At 64.9% G+C, this 21148-nt stretch carries 21 protein-coding genes; 11 read left to right on the top strand and 10 right to left on the bottom strand.

The genetic code is table 11. The annotated features are described in order from the left end of the window. Positions 1–11: 11 nt before the first annotated feature. A complete protein-coding gene (locus M2331_RS12055) occupies positions 12–587 on the bottom strand; it encodes an FMN-dependent NADH-azoreductase (protein ID WP_181560500.1) in 576 nt (191 codons plus the stop codon). A 126-nt stretch (positions 588–713) separates the two neighbouring features. Between M2331_RS12055 and M2331_RS12060 the strand changes: the two genes are divergently transcribed. Then, entirely contained in the window at positions 714–1091 is a 378-nt protein-coding gene (locus M2331_RS12060; RefSeq protein ID WP_319801104.1) for a helix-turn-helix domain-containing protein, read from the top strand. 95 nt (positions 1092–1186) lie between these two features. Here M2331_RS12060 and M2331_RS12065 read toward each other — a convergent pair whose 3' ends face one another. After that, positions 1187–2506 carry an MFS transporter gene (locus M2331_RS12065; RefSeq protein ID WP_181560502.1) on the bottom strand — a complete coding sequence of 440 codons (1320 nt, stop codon included), beginning with the start codon at positions 2504–2506 and terminating at the stop codon, positions 1187–1189. Positions 2507–2850: 344 nt separating this feature from the next. Between M2331_RS12065 and zwf the strand changes: the two genes are divergently transcribed. The 4 genes from zwf to eda are packed head-to-tail and all read left to right on the top strand — an operon-like array spanning position 2851 to position 7721. Then, a complete protein-coding gene (gene zwf / locus M2331_RS12070; protein ID WP_181560503.1) occupies positions 2851–4317 on the top strand; it encodes a glucose-6-phosphate dehydrogenase in 1467 nt (488 codons plus the stop codon). Next, the gene (gene edd, locus M2331_RS12075) at positions 4310–6139 is read left to right on the top strand and encodes a phosphogluconate dehydratase (RefSeq protein WP_181560504.1); all 1830 of its coding nucleotides are present in this window, start codon (positions 4310–4312) and stop codon (positions 6137–6139) included. The genes zwf and edd overlap by 8 nt, the downstream gene beginning before the upstream one ends. Then, positions 6136–7107: a glucokinase gene (locus tag M2331_RS12080; protein WP_181560505.1), complete on the top strand. Its 972-nt coding sequence runs from the start codon at positions 6136–6138 to the stop codon at positions 7105–7107. The genes edd and M2331_RS12080 overlap by 4 nt, the downstream gene beginning before the upstream one ends. Next, positions 7104–7721, top strand: coding sequence for a bifunctional 4-hydroxy-2-oxoglutarate aldolase/2-dehydro-3-deoxy-phosphogluconate aldolase (gene eda, locus M2331_RS12085; protein WP_181560506.1), 618 nt, complete (start codon positions 7104–7106; stop codon positions 7719–7721). Before M2331_RS12080 ends, eda begins: the two co-directional genes overlap by 4 nt. A gap of 53 nt (positions 7722–7774) precedes the next feature. Here the strand turns inward: eda and M2331_RS12090 are convergent, their stop codons facing one another. Continuing rightward, positions 7775–8260: an SH3 domain-containing protein gene (locus M2331_RS12090; RefSeq protein ID WP_264592376.1), complete on the bottom strand. Its 486-nt coding sequence runs from the start codon at positions 8258–8260 to the stop codon at positions 7775–7777. A 132-nt stretch (positions 8261–8392) separates the two neighbouring features. Here M2331_RS12090 and M2331_RS12095 point away from each other — a divergent pair, with 132 nt between their 5' ends. Beyond that, on the top strand, positions 8393–9391 hold the full coding sequence (locus M2331_RS12095; RefSeq protein ID WP_181560508.1) for a 2-hydroxyacid dehydrogenase: 999 nt from the start codon (positions 8393–8395) through the stop codon (positions 9389–9391). A gap of 143 nt (positions 9392–9534) precedes the next feature. Here M2331_RS12095 and M2331_RS12100 read toward each other — a convergent pair whose 3' ends face one another. From M2331_RS12100 to M2331_RS12115, 4 genes are all read right to left on the bottom strand, one after another. Continuing rightward, positions 9535–9741 (bottom strand): DUF2093 domain-containing protein, encoded by a 207-nt coding sequence (locus M2331_RS12100; RefSeq protein ID WP_181560509.1) that lies wholly within the window; start codon positions 9739–9741, stop codon positions 9535–9537. Beyond that, complete coding sequence (locus tag M2331_RS12105) at positions 9741–11144, bottom strand: NAD(P)H-dependent flavin oxidoreductase (RefSeq protein ID WP_181560510.1); 1404 nt, start codon at positions 11142–11144, stop codon at positions 9741–9743. Before M2331_RS12105 ends, M2331_RS12100 begins: the two co-directional genes overlap by 1 nt. A gap of 98 nt (positions 11145–11242) precedes the next feature. Beyond that, positions 11243–12406, bottom strand: a complete 1164-nt coding sequence (locus tag M2331_RS12110; protein WP_181560511.1) for a glycosyltransferase family 4 protein — start codon at positions 12404–12406, stop codon at positions 11243–11245. After that, positions 12403–13269, bottom strand: coding sequence for an alpha/beta fold hydrolase (locus tag M2331_RS12115; protein WP_181560512.1), 867 nt, complete (start codon positions 13267–13269; stop codon positions 12403–12405). The genes M2331_RS12110 and M2331_RS12115 overlap by 4 nt, the downstream gene beginning before the upstream one ends. 37 nt (positions 13270–13306) lie before the next feature. Here M2331_RS12115 and M2331_RS12120 point away from each other — a divergent pair, with 37 nt between their 5' ends. The 3 genes from M2331_RS12120 (at position 13307) to M2331_RS12130 (ending at position 17049) form a co-directional block, all read left to right on the top strand. Further along, entirely contained in the window at positions 13307–14734 is a 1428-nt protein-coding gene (locus M2331_RS12120; protein ID WP_181560513.1) for a protein adenylyltransferase SelO family protein, read from the top strand. A gap of 67 nt (positions 14735–14801) precedes the next feature. Next, a complete protein-coding gene (locus M2331_RS12125; RefSeq protein WP_181560514.1) occupies positions 14802–16265 on the top strand; it encodes a succinylglutamate-semialdehyde dehydrogenase in 1464 nt (487 codons plus the stop codon). A 172-nt stretch (positions 16266–16437) separates the two neighbouring features. Beyond that, positions 16438–17049, top strand: coding sequence for a hypothetical protein (locus M2331_RS12130; protein WP_181560515.1), 612 nt, complete (start codon positions 16438–16440; stop codon positions 17047–17049). Between the two features lie 61 nt (positions 17050–17110). Here the strand turns inward: M2331_RS12130 and map are convergent, their stop codons facing one another. The 3 genes from map to mgtE form a co-directional block, all read right to left on the bottom strand. Further along, on the bottom strand, positions 17111–17881 hold the full coding sequence (gene map / locus M2331_RS12135; protein WP_181560516.1) for a type I methionyl aminopeptidase: 771 nt from the start codon (positions 17879–17881) through the stop codon (positions 17111–17113). A 1-nt stretch (position 17882) separates the two neighbouring features. Beyond that, positions 17883–18083, bottom strand: a complete 201-nt coding sequence (locus tag M2331_RS12140) for a ParD-like family protein (RefSeq protein ID WP_181560517.1) — start codon at positions 18081–18083, stop codon at positions 17883–17885. A 70-nt stretch (positions 18084–18153) separates the two neighbouring features. Then, positions 18154–19584 carry a magnesium transporter gene (gene mgtE / locus M2331_RS12145; protein ID WP_181560518.1) on the bottom strand — a complete coding sequence of 477 codons (1431 nt, stop codon included), beginning with the start codon at positions 19582–19584 and terminating at the stop codon, positions 18154–18156. A 202-nt stretch (positions 19585–19786) separates the two neighbouring features. Between mgtE and M2331_RS12150 the strand changes: the two genes are divergently transcribed. Together M2331_RS12150 and M2331_RS12155 are read left to right on the top strand one after the other, a co-directional pair. After that, the gene (locus M2331_RS12150; protein ID WP_181560519.1) at positions 19787–20242 is read left to right on the top strand and encodes a peptidylprolyl isomerase; all 456 of its coding nucleotides are present in this window, start codon (positions 19787–19789) and stop codon (positions 20240–20242) included. A gap of 238 nt (positions 20243–20480) precedes the next feature. Next, a complete protein-coding gene (locus M2331_RS12155) occupies positions 20481–21032 on the top strand; it encodes an outer membrane beta-barrel protein (protein ID WP_181560520.1) in 552 nt (183 codons plus the stop codon). Positions 21033–21148 lie beyond the last annotated feature (116 nt).

Raw genomic sequence — 21148 nt, forward strand, 5'->3', positions numbered from 1 at the left:
TAGGCGGCCGGTCAGGCCGCCACCTTCACCTCAAGCTGATCGACGGCGGCCAGCGCCGCTTCGATACCGGCCGCGCGATGTTCGGGGCCGACGGCAGCGCCTTCCGCCACGATGAATTCGGGCACAATACCGATGAAGCCGAAGACGGCGCGCAGATAGCTCTCCGCATGTTCGACAGCGGCGGCAGGCGTGCCCGCGCCGTAAAAACCGCCACGCGAGAGGGCGACGATCACGCGCTTGTCACCCGCCAGGCCGATGGCATTGCCGCTTTCGTCATAGCGGAAGGTCTTGCCGGCCACCGCGATATGGTCGATCCACGCCTTGAGCTGGGTGGAAATGGTGAAATTGTACATCGGTGCGCCGATCACGACCGTGTCCGCAGCCAGGAATTCCGCCAGCACGGCCGCCGCCTCGTCCGTGCCGAAGCCGGGCAGCGTCAGGTGGGGCAGCGGCTGGGCGGCGAGATCGCGATAGCGCACGTCCGCACCGGGCTGCTCCGCCGTGAGGCGCTCGACGATGGCTGCCGAAATCTGGCGGGTGATGGAGTTTTCGCCCTGAATGCTGGAATCGATATGCAACACGGTCATGGTCGGCCCTTTCGTAAAATTGCTCTTGAGAAACGGATCGGGAAGATCAGTTTCTGTTTGCAACCAGCTAGGGTGGACCTCTAGAACCAACAAGAACGCATTTTTTCGAGACCTAGTCACATGGATATGACCACCACCCGCCTCACCGTGACATCGCACAAGGAGTGCATGCGGATCACGCAGACCCTCGCGCGCTTCGGCGACCGGTGGACATTGCCGGTGGTTGCGGCTCTTGGTGACGGCACGATGCGCTTCAACCAGATCCGGCGGGAGGTGAGCAGTATCTCGCAGCAGATGCTCACCCGCACGCTGCGCGCGCTGGAGCGGGATGGCATGGTCAATCGCACCGTCCATCCGACCACCCCGCCGCAGGTGGATTACGCCCTCACCCCGCTCGGCCATTCGCTGGCCCGCGAGGCGATCCGCCTCGGCAAATGGGCGCAGATGCATCGAGAAGAGATCGACGCCCATCGGGAGCGGTTCGATCGCCTGCAGGAAGGCTGAGGCGGTTTAATCAGCATAGTGCTCCTGCGAAAGCAGGAGCCTAGGGCAGCAAGGCCCGGCTTTTGCGCCCTGGGCTCCTGCCTTCGCAGGAGCACTCACGCCTTGCTGCGGACGAACGCCACGGCGATCCCCGCGATGAACAGCGGCAGCCCGAAGGCCAGCGCCACCCCGAACGGTCCAACCCCCTGGGCCAGCAACCAGCCGCCGGTCGCCGGACCGATGATCGCCAGCAGTCGCCCCGCCCCGGCCGTCCAGCCAAGCGCCGTGGAGCGGATCTGCGTGGGATAAGCGGCTGAGATGAAGGCATAGAGCCCGCTGATCGAGCCGACCACGAAGGCGCCGAACGCAATCGCCATGAACGCGGCCAGTGCAGGCGTGAACGGCTGGACCATGTAGACAAGCATCGAGATGCCCCCCGCGAAATAGCAGAAGAGCAGGGTGCGCTTGACGCCGATCCACCCGACCAGCGCGATCATGATGAACGGCCACACGATCGCGCCGACGGAGGAGAGGGCAAAGAGCGCTGCCGCATCCGCCATCGGAAAGCCGGCCTGCATGTGCCAGAAGGTCGGCGCCCAGGAGGCCACCGCATTGCCGACGAACATCATCATGCCGCCCGCCAGCATGAACAAGAGGGTCATGGCCAGCCGCCCCTCGGCAAAGACGGACTTGAGTGACGCCCGCCCGGCTGGCGGTTCATCGAGAAAATAATGGGCCGTGTCGCTGACGTCGCGCGTGATGTGCCGCAGGACGCGGTTGACCTGTGCAGTGCTGCGCCCGGCGGTGACGAGAAAGCGGGGAGATTCAGGCAGGGTGAAGATCAGCACTGGCAGGAGCAGCAGCGGTGCGGCGCCACCCGCCAGAAACGCGCCCCACCAATCGAGCCGATGAACAATGAGAGGCGCAAGCGCGCTGCCCATCGCCGAACCGAATGCGAAGCAGGCGGTGACCAGAATGATCTGGCGAGGACGGATGTGGCGCGGCGAAATCTCCGCCACCATCGCGATGATGTTGGGTGTGATGCCGCCGAAAAACGCAAAGGCGACCAGCCGCAGTAGCGAGACCGCCGTCAGGGTCGATGCCAGGGCCGTGACGAGCGTGACGAGGCCGAAACCGAGCACGCACAAAATGACGATCGGCTTGCGTCCAACCCGATCTGCCAGCGGCGCGATGAAGGCATAGCCCAGGGCCAGGCCGATGCCCTGCGCCACGAACACGGCGGAAATCGCGGCTGGCTCGACAGCAAGACCCGCAGCAAGAGCCGGCACGATGGCCCCGAGCATGTACATGTCGAAGCCCTCCATCGCCATGGCGATGCCGCAGAGCGCAAAGATGTACCACCGCCAGGCCCCGTAAGGCCGGTCCAGAATGGTCTCGATGTCGATCCGCTGCCCGTCTGCATGGGACTGCGCCATGTATCTCTCCCCCGAAGGCTGGTCGGTCTGTCTTCGAGGGTCGAATGGTGAGAACCGCCCCCGTCGCATGTGCGCTCCTGCGGAACCGCTGCCCGTCTGGCAAGACGGAATTCACTGTGACCAACCGCGCGCGAGGGAGGATTTTGCGCCGGCGAACAATGCCTTGCGACTGCCTCCCATAGCGCCGGTCGAAGGAATTCTGGCCCTGCGCGAGCACGTAACGATAGCGCGCGCGCCTGCGCTTTCATCGAAAACGGGTCCGATTGTGCGGTTGCACCAAAGTTGTGCGCCTGTAATGTCCCGCTCAGGTGCGCAATTCATCAGGCCACGAAGGGTCCCCAGTCTTGTTCGAAAAGTCCGCGACACTCATCCTGTTCGGCGCCACCGGCGATCTGGCGCACCGGATGCTGTTTCCTTCGCTCTATCATCTGCTGTGCGACGGGCTGCTGCCCGAGCCGTTCCACATCCTCGCCTCCGGCCGGTCCGAGATGGATGACGCGGCCTTTCGCGAGACCATCCGCAAGGCGCTGGCGACCTATCTGGCCGATGAGCATCATGATGAGGCGCGCGTCACCGCCTTTCTCGAAAAGATCAGCTATTGCGCCGTGTCCGCCGGCGAACAGGCGCATTTCGATGCGCTGGCGAAACGGGCGAAGGCGCTGGGCGATGGCCCCATCGCGGTCTATCTGTCCACCCCGCCCTCGCTCTTTGCGCCCACCGCCCAGGGTCTCGCCGCCGCCGGTCTGGTCGATGCGCACACCCGCATTGCCATGGAAAAACCCATCGGCAAGGATCTCGCCTCGTCCAAGGTGGTGAACGACGCGATTGGCGACCTGTTCGATGAAGAGCAGATTTTCCGCGTCGACCATTATCTGGGCAAGGAAACGGTGCAGAACCTGATGGCACTGCGCTTTGGCAACCGCCTGTTCGAGCCGCTGTGGAATGGCGGGGCGATCGATCATGTCCAGATCACCGTCGCCGAGACGGTCGGGCTGGAGGGTCGCGTCTCTTATTATGACGGCGTCGGTGCGCTCAAGGACATGGTGCAGAACCACATGCTCCAGATCCTCTCGATCATCGCCATGGAGCCGCCCGCGCGCATGGATTCCACCTCAGTGCGCGACGAGAAGGTGAAGGCGCTGCGCTCGCTGCGGCCGATGACGCCCGAAACGGTCCGCACCCACAGCGTGCGCGGCCAGTATCGCGACGGCGCGGTGAAGGGCAAGATCATCGCCGGCTATGCAGAGGAATTGGGCAAGGAGAGCGATACCGAGACCTTCGTGGCGTTGAAGGCTCATATCGACAATTGGCGCTGGACCGGCGTGCCGTTCTACCTGCGCACGGGCAAGTGCATGCCCAACCGCCAGTCGGAAATTCTCATCCAGTTCAAGCCGGTGACGCACAGCATTTTCCGCCGTAACGGCTATGATCGCGCGCTCGAGCCCAATTCGCTGATCATCCGCCTGCAGCCGGACGAGAACATCCGCCTGTGCATCATGGCCAAGCGGCCGGGGCTCGACCGGGATGGCGTGAAGCTGCAGGAAGTCGGCCTCGACGTCTCGCTCACCCACGCCTTTGCCGGCGAGCGTCGCCGGATCGCCTATGAGCGGCTACTGTTGGATCTGCTGGAGGGCGACACCACATTGTTCGTGCGCCGCGACGAGGTGGAAGCGCAGTGGACCTGGATCGATTCCATCACCCAAAGTTGGCAGGAATCCGGCCAGCAGGTCGTGCATTATGCCGCCGGCACCTGGGGGCCATCCGCCGGCATTGCCTTGATCGAGCGCGATGGAGCAAGCTGGTATGACTGATCTCAATTCCACCGTCGCCGCCGTCACGCAGCGCATCGTCCAGCGCAGCGCGGTCAGTCGCCGCAAATATCTCGACCTCATCGAGCGCGGGCGCGATGCCGGCACCAACCGGGATCGGCTCTCCTGCGGCAACCTCGCCCATGGCTTTGCCGCCAGCGGCGAGGACAAGCCGGCAATCCGCGCCGGCAATGCCATGAACATCGGCATCGTCACGGCGTATAACGACATGCTCTCGGCGCATCAGCCCTATGGCCGCTACCCGGAGGCGATCAAGATCGCGGCGCGGGAAGTCGGCGCCACGGCACAGGTCGCGGGCGGCGTGCCGGCCATGTGCGACGGCGTGACGCAAGGCTTGGCCGGCATGGAGCTATCGCTCTTCTCGCGCGACACCATCGCGCTCGCGACCGCCGTGGCGCTCAGCCATGCGATGTTCGAGGGCGCGTTGATGCTCGGCATCTGTGACAAGATCGTGCCCGGCCTGCTGATGGGCGCGCTGCGCTTTGGCCATCTGCCGACGATCTTCGTCCCCGCCGGACCGATGCCCTCGGGCCTCGCCAACAAGGAGAAGCAGCGCATCCGCCAGCTCTATGCCGAGGGCAAGGTGGGGCGCGAGGAGCTGCTGGAGAGCGAGAGCGCCAGCTATCATGGCGCGGGCACCTGCACCTTCTACGGCACGGCCAACACCAACCAGATGATGATGGAAGTGATGGGCCTGCACATGCCCGGCGCTGCTTTCGTCAATCCGGGCACCAAGCTGCGCAGCGAGCTGACCCGCGCCGCCGTGCATCGTGTCGCCTCCATAGGGTGGGATGGCGATGATTATCGCCCGCTCGGCAAGTGCATCGATGAGAAGGCGATCGTGAATGCCGCCGTCGGCCTGCTGGCGACGGGCGGCTCGACCAATCATGCCATCCACCTGCCCGCCATCGCGCGCGCGGCGGGGATCGTCATCGACTGGACGGATCTGGCCGATCTCTCCGCCGCCGTGCCGCTGCTGGCGCGCGTCTACCCCAATGGCGCGGATGACGTGAACAACTTCCACGCGGCAGGCGGCATGGCCTGGATCATCACCGAATTGCTGCGCGGCGGCCTGCTGCACCGCGATGTGATGACCGTCGCCCGCGCTGATCTCACGGATTACGGGCGGATGCCGACGCTGGAGAATGACGCGCTCGTCTGGGACGAACCGCCAACCGCGCCCGGCAACGAGGCGATCCTGCGCCCCCTCTCCAACCCATTCAGCGCGGATGGCGGAATGCGGCTGCTCGCCGGCAGTCTCGGCCGCTGCATCATGAAGACCAGCGCCGTGGACCGCGAACGCTGGACCATCGAGGCGCCGTGCCGTGTGTTCTCCGATCAGGATCAGGTCATGGCCGCGTTCAAGGCGGGCGAGCTGGATCGGGATGTCGTGGTTGTCGTGCGCTTCCAGGGGCCGCGCGCCAACGGGATGCCGGAACTGCACAAGCTCACCCCACCGCTCGGCGTGCTGCAGGACAAGGGCTTCAAGGTCGCGCTGGTGACCGACGGGCGCATGTCCGGCGCGAGCGGCAAGGTGCCGGCGGCCATTCACCTTTCGCCCGAGGCGCTGGGCGGTGGCCCCATCGGCAAGCTGCGCGATGGCGACATCGTCCGCGTCTGCGCCGAGAGCGGCACGCTGGGAGCAAAGGTGGATGCCGCGGAATGGGATGCGCGCGATCAGGCCGATGCGCCACCGCCGCCCTATGACACCGGTCGGGAACTGTTCGCCCTGTTCCGCCATAATAGCGATCTGGCGGAAGCCGGCGCCTCGCCGCTGCTGGCAGCCATGGATGCGGAACTATGACCGATCTTGTCGCCGCCGACATTGGCGGCACCAATGCCCGCTTCACCCGTGCCACGCTCGATGCGCGCGGCGTGCCCACGCTGGGCACCGTGCGCAAGTACAAGGTCGCCGATCATGCCAGCCTGCAAAGCTGCTGGCAGGCCTTTCTGGCCGATGACGACGGGCCGGCGCCCGAGCGGGTCTCCATCGCCTTCGCCACGGCCATCGGGCGGGAGGTCATCAAGCTCACCAACTCCAGCTGGATCATCCGTCCTGCCCAGTTGGCCGATGACCTCGGCGTTGCGGCGGTGCGGCTGGTCAATGACTTCGAGGCGGTGGCCCACGCCATTGCGCGGCTGCCGCTCAACGATCTGCCGTTGCTCTTCGGGCCCGACGAGGCCTTTCCTGAAAATGGCTCGGTGACCATTCTTGGCCCCGGGACCGGTCTTGGCGTGGCGATGATCGCCTTTGACGAGGGCATGCCGCATATCGTCGCGACCGAGGGCGGTCATGTGGATTTTGCGCCGCTCGACGCGCTGGAGGGCCGCATTCTCGCGCAGTTGCGCACCGATTTCGTGCGGGTCTCGACGGAGCGGATCGTCTCCGGACCGGGGCTCAACACCCTCTACCGGGCGCTGGCGACGATCAGCCAGGCGCCGGTCACGCTGATGAACGACGCGGACCTGTGGGCCGCCGCTCTGGATGGCAGCAATCCCCTCGCCCGCACGGCGCTGGAGCGGCTGTGCATGAGCTATGGCGCCACGGCCGGCGACCTCGCTCTGGCGCATGGTCCGCATCATGTGGTGCTAGCCGGCGGACTGACGCAGCGGATGCGCGACTTCCTCGTGAACAACAGCGCTTTCCATGATCGTTTCACCGCAAAGGGTCGCTTTGAAGCCCTGATGAGAACCGTTCCGGTTCGCTTGGCAACTCATCCTGAAATTGGCCTTTATGGCGCCGCCGCTGCATGGCGGGAGAAGAAAGCATGAGCATGACTGTCGATGACGTAATAGCGCTGGCGCCGGTGATTCCGGTGCTAATCGTGGAGTCCGTGGCCGATGCCGTCCCGCTGGCGCAGGCGCTGGTCGCCGGGGGCCTGCCGGCCCTCGAGGTCACCATGCGCACGCCCGTCGCGCTTGAGGTGATGCGCGAAATGGCGCAGGTCCCCGGCGCCGTGGTCGGGGCCGGCACCGTGCTCAACCCCCGCCAGCTCGATCAGGCGCTGGAGGCGGGTGCGCAGTTCATCGTGTCGCCTGGCCTCACCGAGCCGCTCGGCAAGGCCGCGATCGCCAATGGCGCCACCCTCCTCCCGGGCGTCGCGACGGCGGCGGACATCATGCGCGGACTGGATCTCGGGCTTGAGCGCTTCAAATTCTTCCCGGCCTCGACCAGCGGCGGCCTGCCCGCGCTCAAAGCCTTGGCGGCGCCGTTCGGCGGCGTGCGCTTCTGCCCGACCGGCGGCATCACGGCGGCCAATGCGCCGGAATGGCTGGCCCAATCCTTCGTCGGCTGCGTGGGCGGAAGCTGGGTCGTGCCCAAGGGGCCGCTTGACCCCGCAGCCGTAGAAGCGCTGGCGAGGGAAGCCGCGACGCTTCCGCGATAATCGGAGAGGCGCCGCTGGCGTGCCTTGATGGGCACGCCCACGCCGAGGTTCCGTCAGTCCAGCGCGCCCCACAGGCTCGCGGCCTGCACATAACCGCGCCGGCCGTTCACCTCCATCGCGCACCAACCATCCGAACAGCCGGAGAGCCGCCCCACGACCCCCGGCGCCAGCCGGAACAGCATGCGGGCGCTCTCGGATGGGCCGTCGCGCATCTGGGCGATATTATCCTTCACGATCGCGGTCGCTTCATCCTTGAGCAGCCGCACATGCATCCAGCCCTGCGTACCATCCGGGTCCTCGATCTTGCGCCAATTGGTATAGACCTCGACCACCTTCACCGGCAGGTCGCGCTGGCGGTAGATCCAGCTCGCCGGATAGTCGGCGCTCGGCCCCACGCGCATCTTGGCCTCCCCCTTGGAGAGCGAGGCCCAGTAAGGCGTTGGTCGACCGGTTTGTGCCTGCGCGCTGGCAGCACCCAGCCCGAGTCCCAATCCCAGGGCCAGCGCCGCAAAAGCCGTGAATAGCCCGCGCGCGTTCATGCCATCGATCTCCCGGAAAATGCCCACACCATAAGGCCCGCTTCTGCCACGGCCACCGCATGGCATCAACCGGAAGCAGCCTTGCGCGAATTGCCGCTTGCCTTTCCGCTCCCGCCTGAGCATTCCCGCCACATGTCCAGGCGTCCCCGGCCCGCTTCGCCCCGCGTGATCGTGACGCGGCGTCTGCCGCAAGCGGTGGAAGCCCGGCTGGGCGAACTGTTCGACGCCCGCTTCAATGTCGACGATCATCCCATGACCCGCGCCGAACTGCATGAAGCCATGCAGCAGTGCGACGTGCTGGTGCCCACAGTGACGGACGATCTCGATTCCGAACTGGTCGCCGGCGCAGGCGATGCGCTGCAGCTGATCGCCAATTATGGCGCCGGCGTGAACCACATCGCCCTGCCCGCCGCCCGCGCCAAGAACATCATCGTCACCAACACGCCCGGCGTGCTGACCGAGGACACGGCGGACATGACCATGGCGCTCATCGTCTCGGTGCCGCGCCGCCTGGCCGAGGGCGAGAAGCTGGTGCGCTCCGGCGAGTGGACCGGCTGGAGCCCCAGCAACATGCTCGGCCATCGCATCGGCGGCAAGGCGCTCGGCATCGTCGGCATGGGCCGCATCGGCCGCGCCGTCGCCCGCCGCGCCCGCGCCTTTGGGCTCTCCATCCACTACCATAATCGCCACCGCCTGCCCGAGGTGGCGGAGCAGGAAGTGGATGCGATCTGGCACCCCGACCTCGACGAGATGCTGCGCAGCATCGACATCCTGACGATCCACACGCCGCGCAATGCGCAGAGCGAGAATCTCATCGACCGGCGCCGCATCGGGCTATTGCGTCCCCATGTCTACCTCATCAACGCCTCGCGCGGTGGCATCGTGGATGAAGAGGCGCTGATCGAAGCGCTGGAGGCCGGGCAGCTTGCCGGCGCCGGCCTCGATGTGTGGGAGTTCGAGCCACAGATCGACCCGCGCCTGCTCGCTCTCCCCAATGTGGTGATGACCCCGCATATGGGCTCGGCGACCTTCGAGGGCCGCATCGCCTCGGGCGAACGGGTGATCGCGAACATCCGCATGTGGGTCGGCGGCGACCGGCCGCCGGATCAGATTCTCGAAGGCTGGGTTTGAGCGAACAGCGCGCTCCTAACCTCGCGTCATCCCGGACTTGATCCGGGATCCCGCTTCTTCTTTGCTCACCGCAAAAGGCAGCGAGACCTCGGATCAAGTCCGGGGTGACGAGAAAGGGACAAGGTGGGGCTGGCTTCCGCTCTTTAACCCGCCAGCGCCTTCGTCGCCTCAATCGCGCTGCGATAGGCTTCCTGCTGCGCTTCGCTCCAGTAAGCGAGTTCGCCGAGCGGGATTTCCACCCCGCTCACGGCGCAGATCACGAAACGGCCCGAGCGGACCACCTGATAATCCGCCGCACGATATTTGAGGATAGCGAGGCCCGGCATGTCCGGCGTGCGCATCATGCTCATCAATCCCCGGTGAGGATGCGGTCGACCAGTTGCTTCACGGTCGGCACGAACCCGTTGGAGTAGAAGGGGTCCTGCTTGAAGCGATAGGCGCCATGGCCGGCGAACAGCAGGTTCTTGTCGACATCGCCGCCATGCACCGCATCCTGCAGGGTCTTCTGGATGCAGAAGCTGCGCGGATCGGCGAGGCGACCGGTCGAATAATGGTCATGGTCCTTCCACGACGAAAAACCGCAATGCGAGAGGCAGCCCATGCAATCAGCCTGATCCTTGCGGATGACAGCCCGGTCCTCGTCGGTGACGAAGACCAGCGTGTTGTCGGGCGTCTTCAGCGCAGTCTCATAGCCCTGCAGCACCCACTCGCGAGCGCGCAGCAGATCGTTGCGGGTCACCCAGTAATTGCGGCCTTTGATGCCGACATCGAGCTGATGGTTGTGGTCGCCCGCTTCCTCCATGGAGAAGGCAATCTGCCGCTCCGAGCGCGCCTCGAGATCGCGCAGGAAGGGATTGCGGATCGCGGACGAATAGAAGCCGGTCGGCGAGAAGCGGTGGAGGAGGATGTCGCCTTCCTCCAGCGTCATCAGCTTCTCCTTCCACGCCTGCGGAATCGGGCTTTCCTGGGTGAGCAGCGGACGGGTGCCGAACTGGAAGGCAATCGCTCCCAGCTCGGGATTGTCGATCCAGTCGCTCCAGTCCCGCAGATACCAGACGCCACCGGCCATCACGATGGGCACTTCGTCGCTGATGCCGCCCTCGCGCATCGTGTCGCGCAGCGCCTTCACGCGGGGATAGGGATCTTCCGGCTTGGTCGGGTCTTCCGCGTTGGACAGGCCGTTATGGCCACCGGCCAGCCACGGATCCTCATAGACCACCGCGCCCAGCCATTCCGCAGCCTTGTGATAGGCCCGCTTCCACAGCGCGCGGAAAGCGCGGCCTGAGCTGACGATCGGCAGGTAGCTGACCTGATGCTGCGCAGCAATTTCGCTGAGCTTGTAGGGCATGCCGGCCCCGCAGGTTACGCCTGCGACCATGCCCTTGGTGCGCTCCAGCACGCCTTGCAGCACCGCCTGCGCGCCGCCCATTTCCCAGAGCACGTTGATGTTGATGGCGCCCTTGCCACCGGCCATCTCATAAGCGCGCTTGACCTGCTCCACACCACCTTCGATGGCGTAGGCGATCAGCTCTTCATGGCGCTGCTGGCGCGTGCGGCCATGGTAGATTTGCGGGATGACATTGCCGTCGGCATCATAGCTGTCCGCATTCACGGCCGACACGGTGCCGATGCCGCCAGCGGCAGCCCATGCCCCGGAGCTCATGTGATTGGAGACCGCAACGCCCTTGCCGCCTTCGATAACCGGCCACACCTCGCGACCGCCATAGACGATCGGCTTCAAGCCCTTGAACAAATGAAACTCCTCAGTGCCCCATCGGCCAGCTTCGCAAGCCAGCCACGAGCGCCTTTACCAGCATTTTCCTCAAACCAAGTGCTAAAATGCCACAAAACTCAAAATAACGCCAGTTCGTTACCGACCGCCTCACCATAGAGCCGGGCGTAGAGCTGGATCATCACGGCTTCATCGAAACAGCGCCTCGCTCTGTCGCGATTGGCTGCCCCGATAGTCCGACGCAGATCGGCATCCCCGGCCAGTTCTGCAAGGGCAGCCTGAAAATCATCGGTCGCATCGGGGGCCACGATGAAGGGCCGGTTGTCCGGCGCGACCATGCCGAGCGTATCGCCGACGTCGGTCGCGACCACCGGCAGGCCGGCCGCCATCGCCTCCATCAGGGCTGTGGGGAACTGCTCACTATCGGAGGACAATGCGAAAATATCGAAGGCGCCTACATAATCCTGCGGGCGCGGCAGGGCACCCGGCATCAGCAGATCGTGCATCCCTTGCCGCTGCGCCTCCGCCAGAATCGCCTCCCGCTCCTCCCCGTCACCGACGATGACCAGACGCAGCCGGTCGCGCAGCGGCGCCACCGCCCGGACGAGCCGGGGCAGGTTCTTGACCGCACGCAGATTGGCGACGGTGCCCACGATCAGCCGTCCGTCCGGTACCAGCCCGGGAATCGCAGCGACCGGCCGGGTGCCTTCATAGGCGGCGACATCCAGCCCGTTGGGGATCTGGTGGACTTTCTCGGCGGGCTGCCGCCACTCCGCCTGGGCGATATGCGCCAGCTGCGCCGACGGGACGACGAGCGCCCGCGCGCCCTGCAAGGCGATCTGGCGGTAGCGGTTGCGAGCGGCCTGGCGGACGAACGCCTCGTCCACATCGAAGCCCTCTTCGTGGTGGATCAACGGCGGCAGGCAGCGCAGCCGGCGGAAGAGACGGTGCGCCATGACGCCATCGATCGCGCCCCAATTGAAGCTCAGGATGAGATCATAGCCGCGCATCGCCTTGGCCAGCGCGTTGAACCGGGCGAAGGTCGCGGGCCCCTCCAGCGCGGGCGAATCGAGAAAGCGCACCTTCAGCGTGGGGTCGAGCAAGGCTTGCGCCCCAGTGGCACCCGGCTCGGCCAGCAGGATGTCGTGCTGCATCCGCCCACCCCAATGATTCATCAGCCGGGCAAGGCGCGCTTCCTTTCCGCCCAGATCGAAGGTGCGGTGAATTTGCAGCACGCGCAGCGGCTCGCGGGAGAGATCGCGCCGGGCCGCCCGCCGCGTCATGGCTTCTCGCTGATCCTGGCGAGCAGCCTGTCGAGCGCCGCCACCGCTTCTGGCTCTTCCAGCGTGGGTGCATGACCCACCCGCGGCACCGTCACCAGATCCAGCTGCGGGAGGCGCGTCTGCATCGCCTGCGCCGTCTGGACGGTCAGCAGATCGCTAAGCGCGCCACGCACCAAGGTGAGCGGGATATCGCCGATCGCCTCGAACGCCGGCCACAGGTCGACGCCCGCCGCACCGCCGGGCGCCCGGAACGGCTCGGCGAGGCGCTGGTCATAATCCAGCACGATGCGCCCCTGGCTCGTCAATCGATATAGCCGCTTGGCGATGCGCAGCCAGTCGGTCAGCTTGTAATCGGGGTAGATCACCCCCTGCACATCCGCCACCGCCCGCGCCGCGTGAACCCAGGTAGGCTGCGCGCTACCGGTACCCACCCCTTGCCGGATGCGCTCCAGCCCTTCCTCGGCAATCTCCGGCCCGATATCGTTGAGCAGCGCGCCCGCAAGGCTCCCGCGCCGGGTCGCCGCGATCAGCATCAGCATGATCCCGCCGAGCGACGTACCGACTCCCACGAAGCGCGGCAGGGCCAGCTCATCGATCAGCTTGAGCAGATCCTGCAGATAGATCAGCGGCACATAGCTCATCGGGTCCTTGGCGTAAGCGCTCTCGCCGCGTCCGCGCAGTTCCACCACGATAACGCGCCACTCGCCGGCCAGCCGCTCCGCCACCGGCTCGAAGTCACGGACGTTGCGCGTCAGGCCTGGCAGGCACAGGATCGGCGGCCGATCCTCCCGGCCCGGATAGTCCCGGTAATGCAGCCGTAAATTGTCCTGCGACCACCAATATTTGTCTTCATAGCCCGACAAGCTTGATCCTTTCCCGGGGCGCCCCCCATATCAGAGCATGGACGCAGCGCTTAAGACAGACATATTTCATCCGGAACGCGCAATAGCTTCAATTGCGGATTTTCTGGCCGACCCCGTGCAGCCGGCGGATTTCCCGCAGACGATCCTGCGCTTCCGCAATGATCGCGCGGCCAGCACGGTGGGGCTGGCGGAGCTCGACGATGCACAATGGATCAGCCATTTCGGCCGCTTCACGCCCCTGCCCGACGCGCAGCCGACACCCTTGGCGCTGCGCTATCACGGCCACCAATTCCGCACCTACAATCCCGATCTTGGCGATGGACGCGGCTTTCTGTTCGCCCAGATGCGTGAGGCTGCGCCCGCCGGCGGCCGGCTGCTGGATCTGGGCACCAAGGGCTCGGGCCGCACGCCCTGGAGCCGCACGGCGGACGGCCGCCTGACCCTCAAGGGTGGCGTGCGCGAAATCCTCGCGACCGAAATGTTGGAGGCGCTGGGCGTCACCACCTCACGCACCTTCTCGATCATCGAAACCGGTGAACCGCTGGTGCGCGGGGACGAGCCCTCGCCCGCCCGCTCGGCGGTGATGGTGCGGCTCAGTCACGGCCACATCCGCATCGGCAGTTTTCAGCGCCTCGCCTATCTCGACCAGCGCGAAGAAGGCGCCCGGCTGATCGACTATTGCCTGCGCCATCTGCTGGCGGTGGAGCCGGGCGACGTGCCCGCGCTCACGCTGCTGGAGGCGGTCGTCGCGCGCACAGCCGATCTCGCCGCGAGCTATATGGTCGCAGGCTTCGTCCACGGCGTCCTCAACAGCGACAACATCGCGGTCACGGGCGAGAGCTTCGACTATGGGCCGTGGCGCTTCACCCCGCGCTGGGAGCCGGGCTTTACCGCCGCCTATTTCGACCAGACCGGCCTCTACGCCTTCGCCCGCCAGGCCGAGGCGATCCACTGGGATGTCGCGCAACTGGCGCAATCGCTGGTGCAGCATGCGGAGACGGAGGCGCTGGTCGAGGTGCTTCGGCGTTTCCCGGCCATTTATGAGATTCGCCTGATCGAGCGGTTCCTCTGGCGGCTGGGCCTCGACGCGCCGGACTCGGAGGCCGGCCGCGCTTTTGTGGTCGCCGCTGTCGAGGCGCTGCGCGGCAGCGATGTGCTCATCGACCGCTTCTTCTTCGATTGGCGGCGTGGCGACCGTGCCGAATCGCGTTATTCGGGCGCAGCGTGGGACAAGGTCCGGACCGCGCGCGAGCCCCTCACCCCAAGACCCGGCGCTGGTGACCATCCCTATTGGCAGGCCGATGCGCCCTGCTCGATGCACATCGAGGAAGTCGAGACCCTCTGGGCGTCCATCGCCGAGCGCGATGACTGGAGCCCGCTTTACGCCAAGATCGAGGCGATCCGCGCCATGGGGGCGGCGCACGGCCCGGTGCCCGGCCAGCCGCTCGCCTCGCGCAGCGCATAAGCCGGTGCGCGCGCCGCAGCGCGCGTCGTAAATCCGCTGGAAACTAATTGCGCCGCATAGCCGCTGCATGTTGCACGCCCCGCTTCATGCCACCGAGGCTCCGCACGAGCCTTCCGTCCTCGAATCGCTCGATCCGGCGACGGGCGAGGTCGTCTGGCAGGGGCAGGAGGCCGACCCCGCCGCGCAGATCGCGCTGGTGGCGCATAGCTGGACCGCATGGGCAGGCCTCTCCTCCGCCGTCCGCATCGAGACCATGCGCCGCTTCGCCAATGCCGTGCGCGCCAGCGAGGAGGCCTTCGCGACCCTGATTTCGCGCGAAACCGGGTGCCCGCTCTGGTCTACGCGGCAAGAGGTGATCAGCCTGTTCGAGCGGGTCGAGAAGGCCGTGCAGGCTTATTCTGAACGCACGGGCCAGCGGCAGAGCGAAGGCGCGATGGGCGCCCGCACCGCCCTGCGCCACAAGCCCCATGGCGTGCTCGCCATCATCACGCCGCATTGCCTGCCCGCGCGCATCCCCGTCGATCATATCGTGCCGGCGTTGCTTGCGGGCAATGGCGTGCTCTTCAAGCCCTCCGAGAAGGTGCCCGCCACGGGCGAGATGCTAGTGCGCCTGATGCACGAGGCCGGCGTGCCGCACGATCAGGTGCAATGCGTGATCGGCGGCCCGGCGGTCGGCGAGGCGCTGGCGGCCGCGCCGGATGTTCATGGCGTGCTCTTCACCGGATCGACCCGCACTGGCCGCGCCATCAACCGCGCCTGCGCCGACCAACCCGGCAAGCTGCTGGCCCTGGAAATGAGCGGCAACAATCCGATCATCGCCTGGGACACGCCGGACATCGCCAGCGCCGCCGCGCTCATCGTCCAGTCCGCCTTCGACATGAGCGGGCAGCATTGCCTGTCCGCCCGCCGCCTCATCGTGCGCGACACCCTCGCCGAGCCGCTGCTCGTTGCGGTGAAAGCGCTGACGGACCGCCTGATCGTCGGCCCGCCGACCGCCGATCCGCTCCCCTTCATGGGGCCGGTGATCGACATGGACGCTGCCGACGGCCTCACCGAAAGCTTCCTCTATCTGATGAGCCATGGCGGCCGGCCGATCCGGCACATGCAGCGCCCGGTCGAAGGCCTGCCCTTCGTCACGCCCGGCATCATCGACGTGACGGCCATGGCACCGCGCAGCGACGTAGAACTGTTCGGCCCGATCTTGCAGGTCATATGCGTCGCCAGCTTCGACGAGGCGATCATCGAAGCCAACAGCACCCGCCACGGCCTGTCCGCGACGCTGATCGGCGGTGGTCCCGAGCAATATGATCGCTTCTGGGCTAATAGCCGCGCCGGCATCGTCAACTGGAACCGGCCCACTTACGCGCTTGCACCTAACGCACCAGTCGGCGGCACAGGCCTCTCGGGCAATCACCGCCCGGGCGGCAACTATATGGCAGACAATTGCGCCTACCCCGTCGCCTCATCCGAAATGCCCCAGCCACGCGCGACAATTGGGGTTGGGCTGAGGCCGATCGTGGCGGATCGGTGAGGGTCAAGGCGATCAATCATGGCTTGCCTCTGTCAGCCAGTATCGAGTGAGCAAATAGACTGCTTTATGGCTGCTCTGTCGCTTACTCATTGTAGCGCGCGGCGACCGCTTTGGCATGGGGAGCGAGCATTGTGGTGCTGACCGTCAGATGGAGATCGCTATGATATCGAAGATGATCGAGGAGGGACTGCGAATTGCAGGTGTCGTTGACGTCGACACCGGTGATGATTTCAGCTTTGAATTTCCGCTGCGTGACCTGTATTTTCCTGAATTTGGTACAGCTCACCGGGGTCAGCCAAAATTCGGATTATTCATCGGTTGGGAGTTGCGCGCTGACACAGCTCAAGCATTTCTAGAGGTGTCATCTGAGGCCGCAGCAGTTTTTGCCTGGCGCTTTACTGCACTTTGGCATCAATGTGGCGGACACTTGTGTAGCCAAGAAGCTTTCTTAGCTACTCCGATGCGAGTTCGAGCAGACACCCTTGAAACCGTAAAGGAAATTGTCGACAAATACTGGTATTCAAATCTGCAGAGAGCGCCTGCGGAAAAGCATTTTACGGAGTATAAGGAATTTACGGCTGCCCGTAAGATTGCGGTCGACGAGGCGCTGGCGCGTACGGACTGTTTCATGGAATCAGTCTACCCCATGGATGCCAGCCGGGCCAATCTTGAACGCTTGGCAGCCGATCCTGACCGCCATATGAGGTCTCTGGAGCCCTTCATGGAGAATAAGCTTCTCTCAGAACGACTTTGCATTTTCCTCATTTCAGATAATTGCGATTAGCGTCGGCAGGGATTTTCTCTGCGCCGATGGGCTGCTTGTTTTTAGACCCCGATGAACACCCTCACGCCGCCAGCGGCTGCTCGTCCCGCCGCAGCGTCAGCACCTCGACGCCGGTCGCCGTCACCGCCACAGTGTGCTCGAACTGCGCGGAAAGCTTGCGGTCCTTCGTCACCACCGTCCAGCCGTCGCCCTTGGTCATCACGCCGCGCGTGCCCTGGTTGACCATCGGTTCGATGGTGAACACCATGCCCTCGCGCAGTGTGAGGCCAGTGCCCGGACGGCCGAAGTTCATCACCTGCGGGTCCTCGTGCATCTCGCGCCCGATGCCATGGCCGCAATATTCCCGCACGACCGAGTAGCCATGCTTCTTGGCGTGGCGCTCGATGGCAAAGCCGATGTCGCCGAGGCGCGCGCCGGGGCGCACCTGGCGGATGCCCTGCCACATCGCTTGCTGGGCAACACGCACAAGCCGGCGCGCGGCGGGCGAGACCGTGCCGACGAGATAGGTCTTGCTGCTGTCGGCAATGAAGCCGTTCTTCTCCAGCGTGATATCGAGATTGATGATGTCGCCATCCGCAATGATCCGGTCGGCATCCGGCACGCCATGGCAGACGACCTCGTTGATCGAACAATTGAGCACATAGGCAAAGCCATATTGCCCCTTGCTCGCCGGACGCGCCGCCAGATTATCGACGATGAAGCGGTCGACCAGATCGTTGACCGCCATGGTGGAGCGGCCGACAAGATCCTCGCCGTCCAGCATCTCGAAGACCGATGCGAGCAAGCGGCCGGAGATGCGCATGAGGGCGAGTTCGTCCGGCGTCTTGACCATCTCAGGCGGCCTGCGCGGTGGCGAGGTCCTGCCGGTCCTTTTCCATCTTCACGATCTCGTTGAACGACAATGTGGGATGGGCCTCGGCGAGCATCCCGATCTTCATCCAGAACTCGGCCTGAGCATTGATGGAGCGGCACATGACGGCGCTGGTGCGGCGCGCTTCCTCGTGTAACCCATCCTCTATCTTGACCAAACCCATGAACCGCTCCGCATATAGAGAATATGCGGACCATATATGGTTCATATCGTCATACGTCAAACGATACGGTTCAGCTGGTGAGACCCGCCAGCGTGGCCAGGCCCAGGAAAGAGAGGAAGCCCATCGAATCGGTGACCGTCGTCACGAAAATCGAGGAGGCAACCGCAGGATCGACGTTGAACCGCTCGAACAGGATGGGCACCGCAACTCCGGCGAAACCGGCGGTGACGATATTCAGCACCATCGCGGAGCCGATCACCCCGCCCAGCAAGGGGTCCTGGAAGAACAGCCCGACGCCGATGCCAAGCACCACCGCCACGGTCGCCCCGTTTAGCACGGCCACGCGCAATTCGCGCATGATCATGCGCCAGGTGTTGGAGGCGGTGATCTGGTTGGTCGCAAGAGCGCGGACGGTCACCGCCATGGTCTGGCTGCCGGCATTGCCACCCACGCTGGCGACGATGGGCATCAGCACGGCTAGCACGACCATCTTTGCAATCGCATCCTCGAATGCGGCGATGATGGCGGTGGCGAACAGCGCGGTGATGAGATTGGCGAGCAGCCAGCGCACGCGCGCCTTGTAGCTCTCCCGCACCGGCTCGTTGATATCGCCTTCACCCGCACCGGACAGGCGGAGAATGTCCTCGCCAGCCTCTTCCTGAATGATGTGGACCACGTCGTCCACGGTGATCATGCCGACGAGACGCCCACCCGGGTCGACCACCGCAGCCGAGATCAGCGCATATTTCTGGAAGCGCAGCGCCACCTCTTCCTGATCCATATCGACCGGGATCAGCGTCTGCTCGCGCTTCATCACATCGCTCATGGCGATTTCGCGCGGGCAGCGCAGCACCCAGGAGAGCTGGCAAGAGCCGATGGGCCGGTGGGCCGCATCGACCACGAAGATTTCCCAGAAATCCGATGTCAGGTCGCGGGTATCACGCAAAAAGTCGATGGTCTGGCCGACCGTCCAATGCTCGGGCACCGCGACCAGATCGCGCTGCATGAGTCGGCCCGCGGATTCCTCGGGATAGCCCAACGCGCTCTCGATGGCGGCGCGGTCTTCCGGCTCCATCGCATCGAGGACGGTCTGCTGGTCCTCCTCGTTGAGATCCTCGATAATGGCGACGGCATCGTCGGTATCCAGTTCGCCGGCCAGTTCCGCGAGCTGCTCGAGCTCCAGCGCCTCGACGACGGTATCGCGCACATAATCGTTCAGCTCGGACAGCACTTCCGCGCCGACCAGCGAGCCCAGCGCATGAACCAGCCCGGCCCGTCGATCCTCGGGCGTCAGCTCGAGAAGGTCGGCGATGTCGGCAGGGTGCAGCGTCTCGACCAGCGCCTGCGCGGCATCGTCCTTGCCCTCCTCGACGGCGGACAGAACGGCAGAGACGAACTCCGGCCGAAGACGATCGTCCTCGTCCAGATTGGTATCGACGAGCGCGTCTTCCTCCTCGGGAGGGATCGCGCCGGGCTGCGATGCGGCCTCGGTCTCGCTCATGCGGCGCCTCCCTTTCCGGCTGCGGCCGCCACTGGCCACGCCTGCTCTCGATAATCGCTCCTTTTGCCCATGCCCGGGGCAAATGCAACGTCATGCAGCCTTCCCTTGACGAAAGCAGTCACTATAGAGGCCGCTCCATTCCCCCGCCCGCTTTCGCTCCGCATTGCGACCCGAGGCCGGTAGAGACAAGGAGACTGCCCCCATGGCCGACCAGACCCTTACCCTGACGCTCGACACCGGCGACGTCGTGATCCAGCTGCGCCCCGATCTGGCGCCCAAGCATGTCGAGCGCATCAGTGCGCTTGCCAAGGACGGCTTTTATGATGGCGTGGTGTTCCACCGCGTGATCCCCGGCTTCATGGCGCAGGGCGGCGACCCGACCGGCACCGGCATGGGCGGCTCGAAGCTTCCCGATCTGCCGGCCGAGTTCAACAGCGAGCCGCATGTGCGCGGCGTGTGCTCTATGGCACGTAGCTCCAACCCGAACAGCGCCAACAGCCAGTTCTTCATCTGCTTCGACGATGCGACGTTCCTCGATCGTCAATATACCGTCTGGGGCGTTGTGACCGAAGGCATGGAGCATGTCGACGCGCTGCCCAAGGGCGAGCCGCCGGCAAAGCCGGGCAAGATCGTCAAGGCAACGGTGAGTGAAGCCTAAGGCAAGATTGCCTGCGCGATTGTAATACTATCGCGAAGTCTTCAAGTAAAACTGAACGCCAAGTGAATGGCTCCGTTGTGTAGCACATGTGCAACAGCGGGGCCTTTCCACAATTGCTCCACAATTCATTCGGGAACGGTTCATCTGGCTGAGCCATTTTAGGGACAGTGATCGACGCAGGTCGGTCGCGAAACGAGGACCTAAACAGTCCTGTTCTGTTAATAGAAGGTTCAGTGTTATGAAAGCTTTTCCCCTCACCCTCGCCGTTGCTCTGGCAGCGGGTCTCTCGGCCCCGGCTCTGGCACAGGACGCGCAGGGCCTGCAGCCCTATGTCGGCGTGATGGGCGGCCTGCATGACTTCGACAACCAGCAGCCCGCAGGTGGACCGCCGAGCGGCTATCGCGGCTGGGTCGCTGAAGGCGTGGCCGGTCTGAACTACGACCTCGGCCCCGTCGTGGTCGGTGCCGAAGGTAGCGTCGCCAAGGGCTTCGACAAAGACATCGACTGGGAATATGGCGCCGCAGGCCGTCTGGGCCTCAAGGCCGGTAAGGACAGCATGTTCTTTGCCAAGGTCGGCTATCAGTGGACCCAGTTCAATGACAAGACCGTGCCGCTGGCCGACACCGATCGCCACTATCATGGCGTGACCTATGGCGGTGGCGTCGAGCTCTCGCTGGCCGACATGGGCAGCACGGCCGAAACCAGCAACATCCGCCTGCGTGCGCAGGTCGATACGCGCGGTAACTTCAACAGCTTCCGCCCGATGGTCGGTGTTGTTGCCAAGTTCTGATGATCCAATGACTGCGATCCGCTCGATCTGAGCAGATCGCATGAAAAGAAGCGGCCGGGAGCTTCCTCCCGGCCGTTTTTTAGTGGCTTACCCTTCCGTTCGCCCTGAGCTTGTGG

The organism is Sphingobium sp. B10D7B (genome assembly GCF_025961955.1).
Classification (GTDB): Bacteria; Pseudomonadota; Alphaproteobacteria; order Sphingomonadales; family Sphingomonadaceae; genus Sphingobium.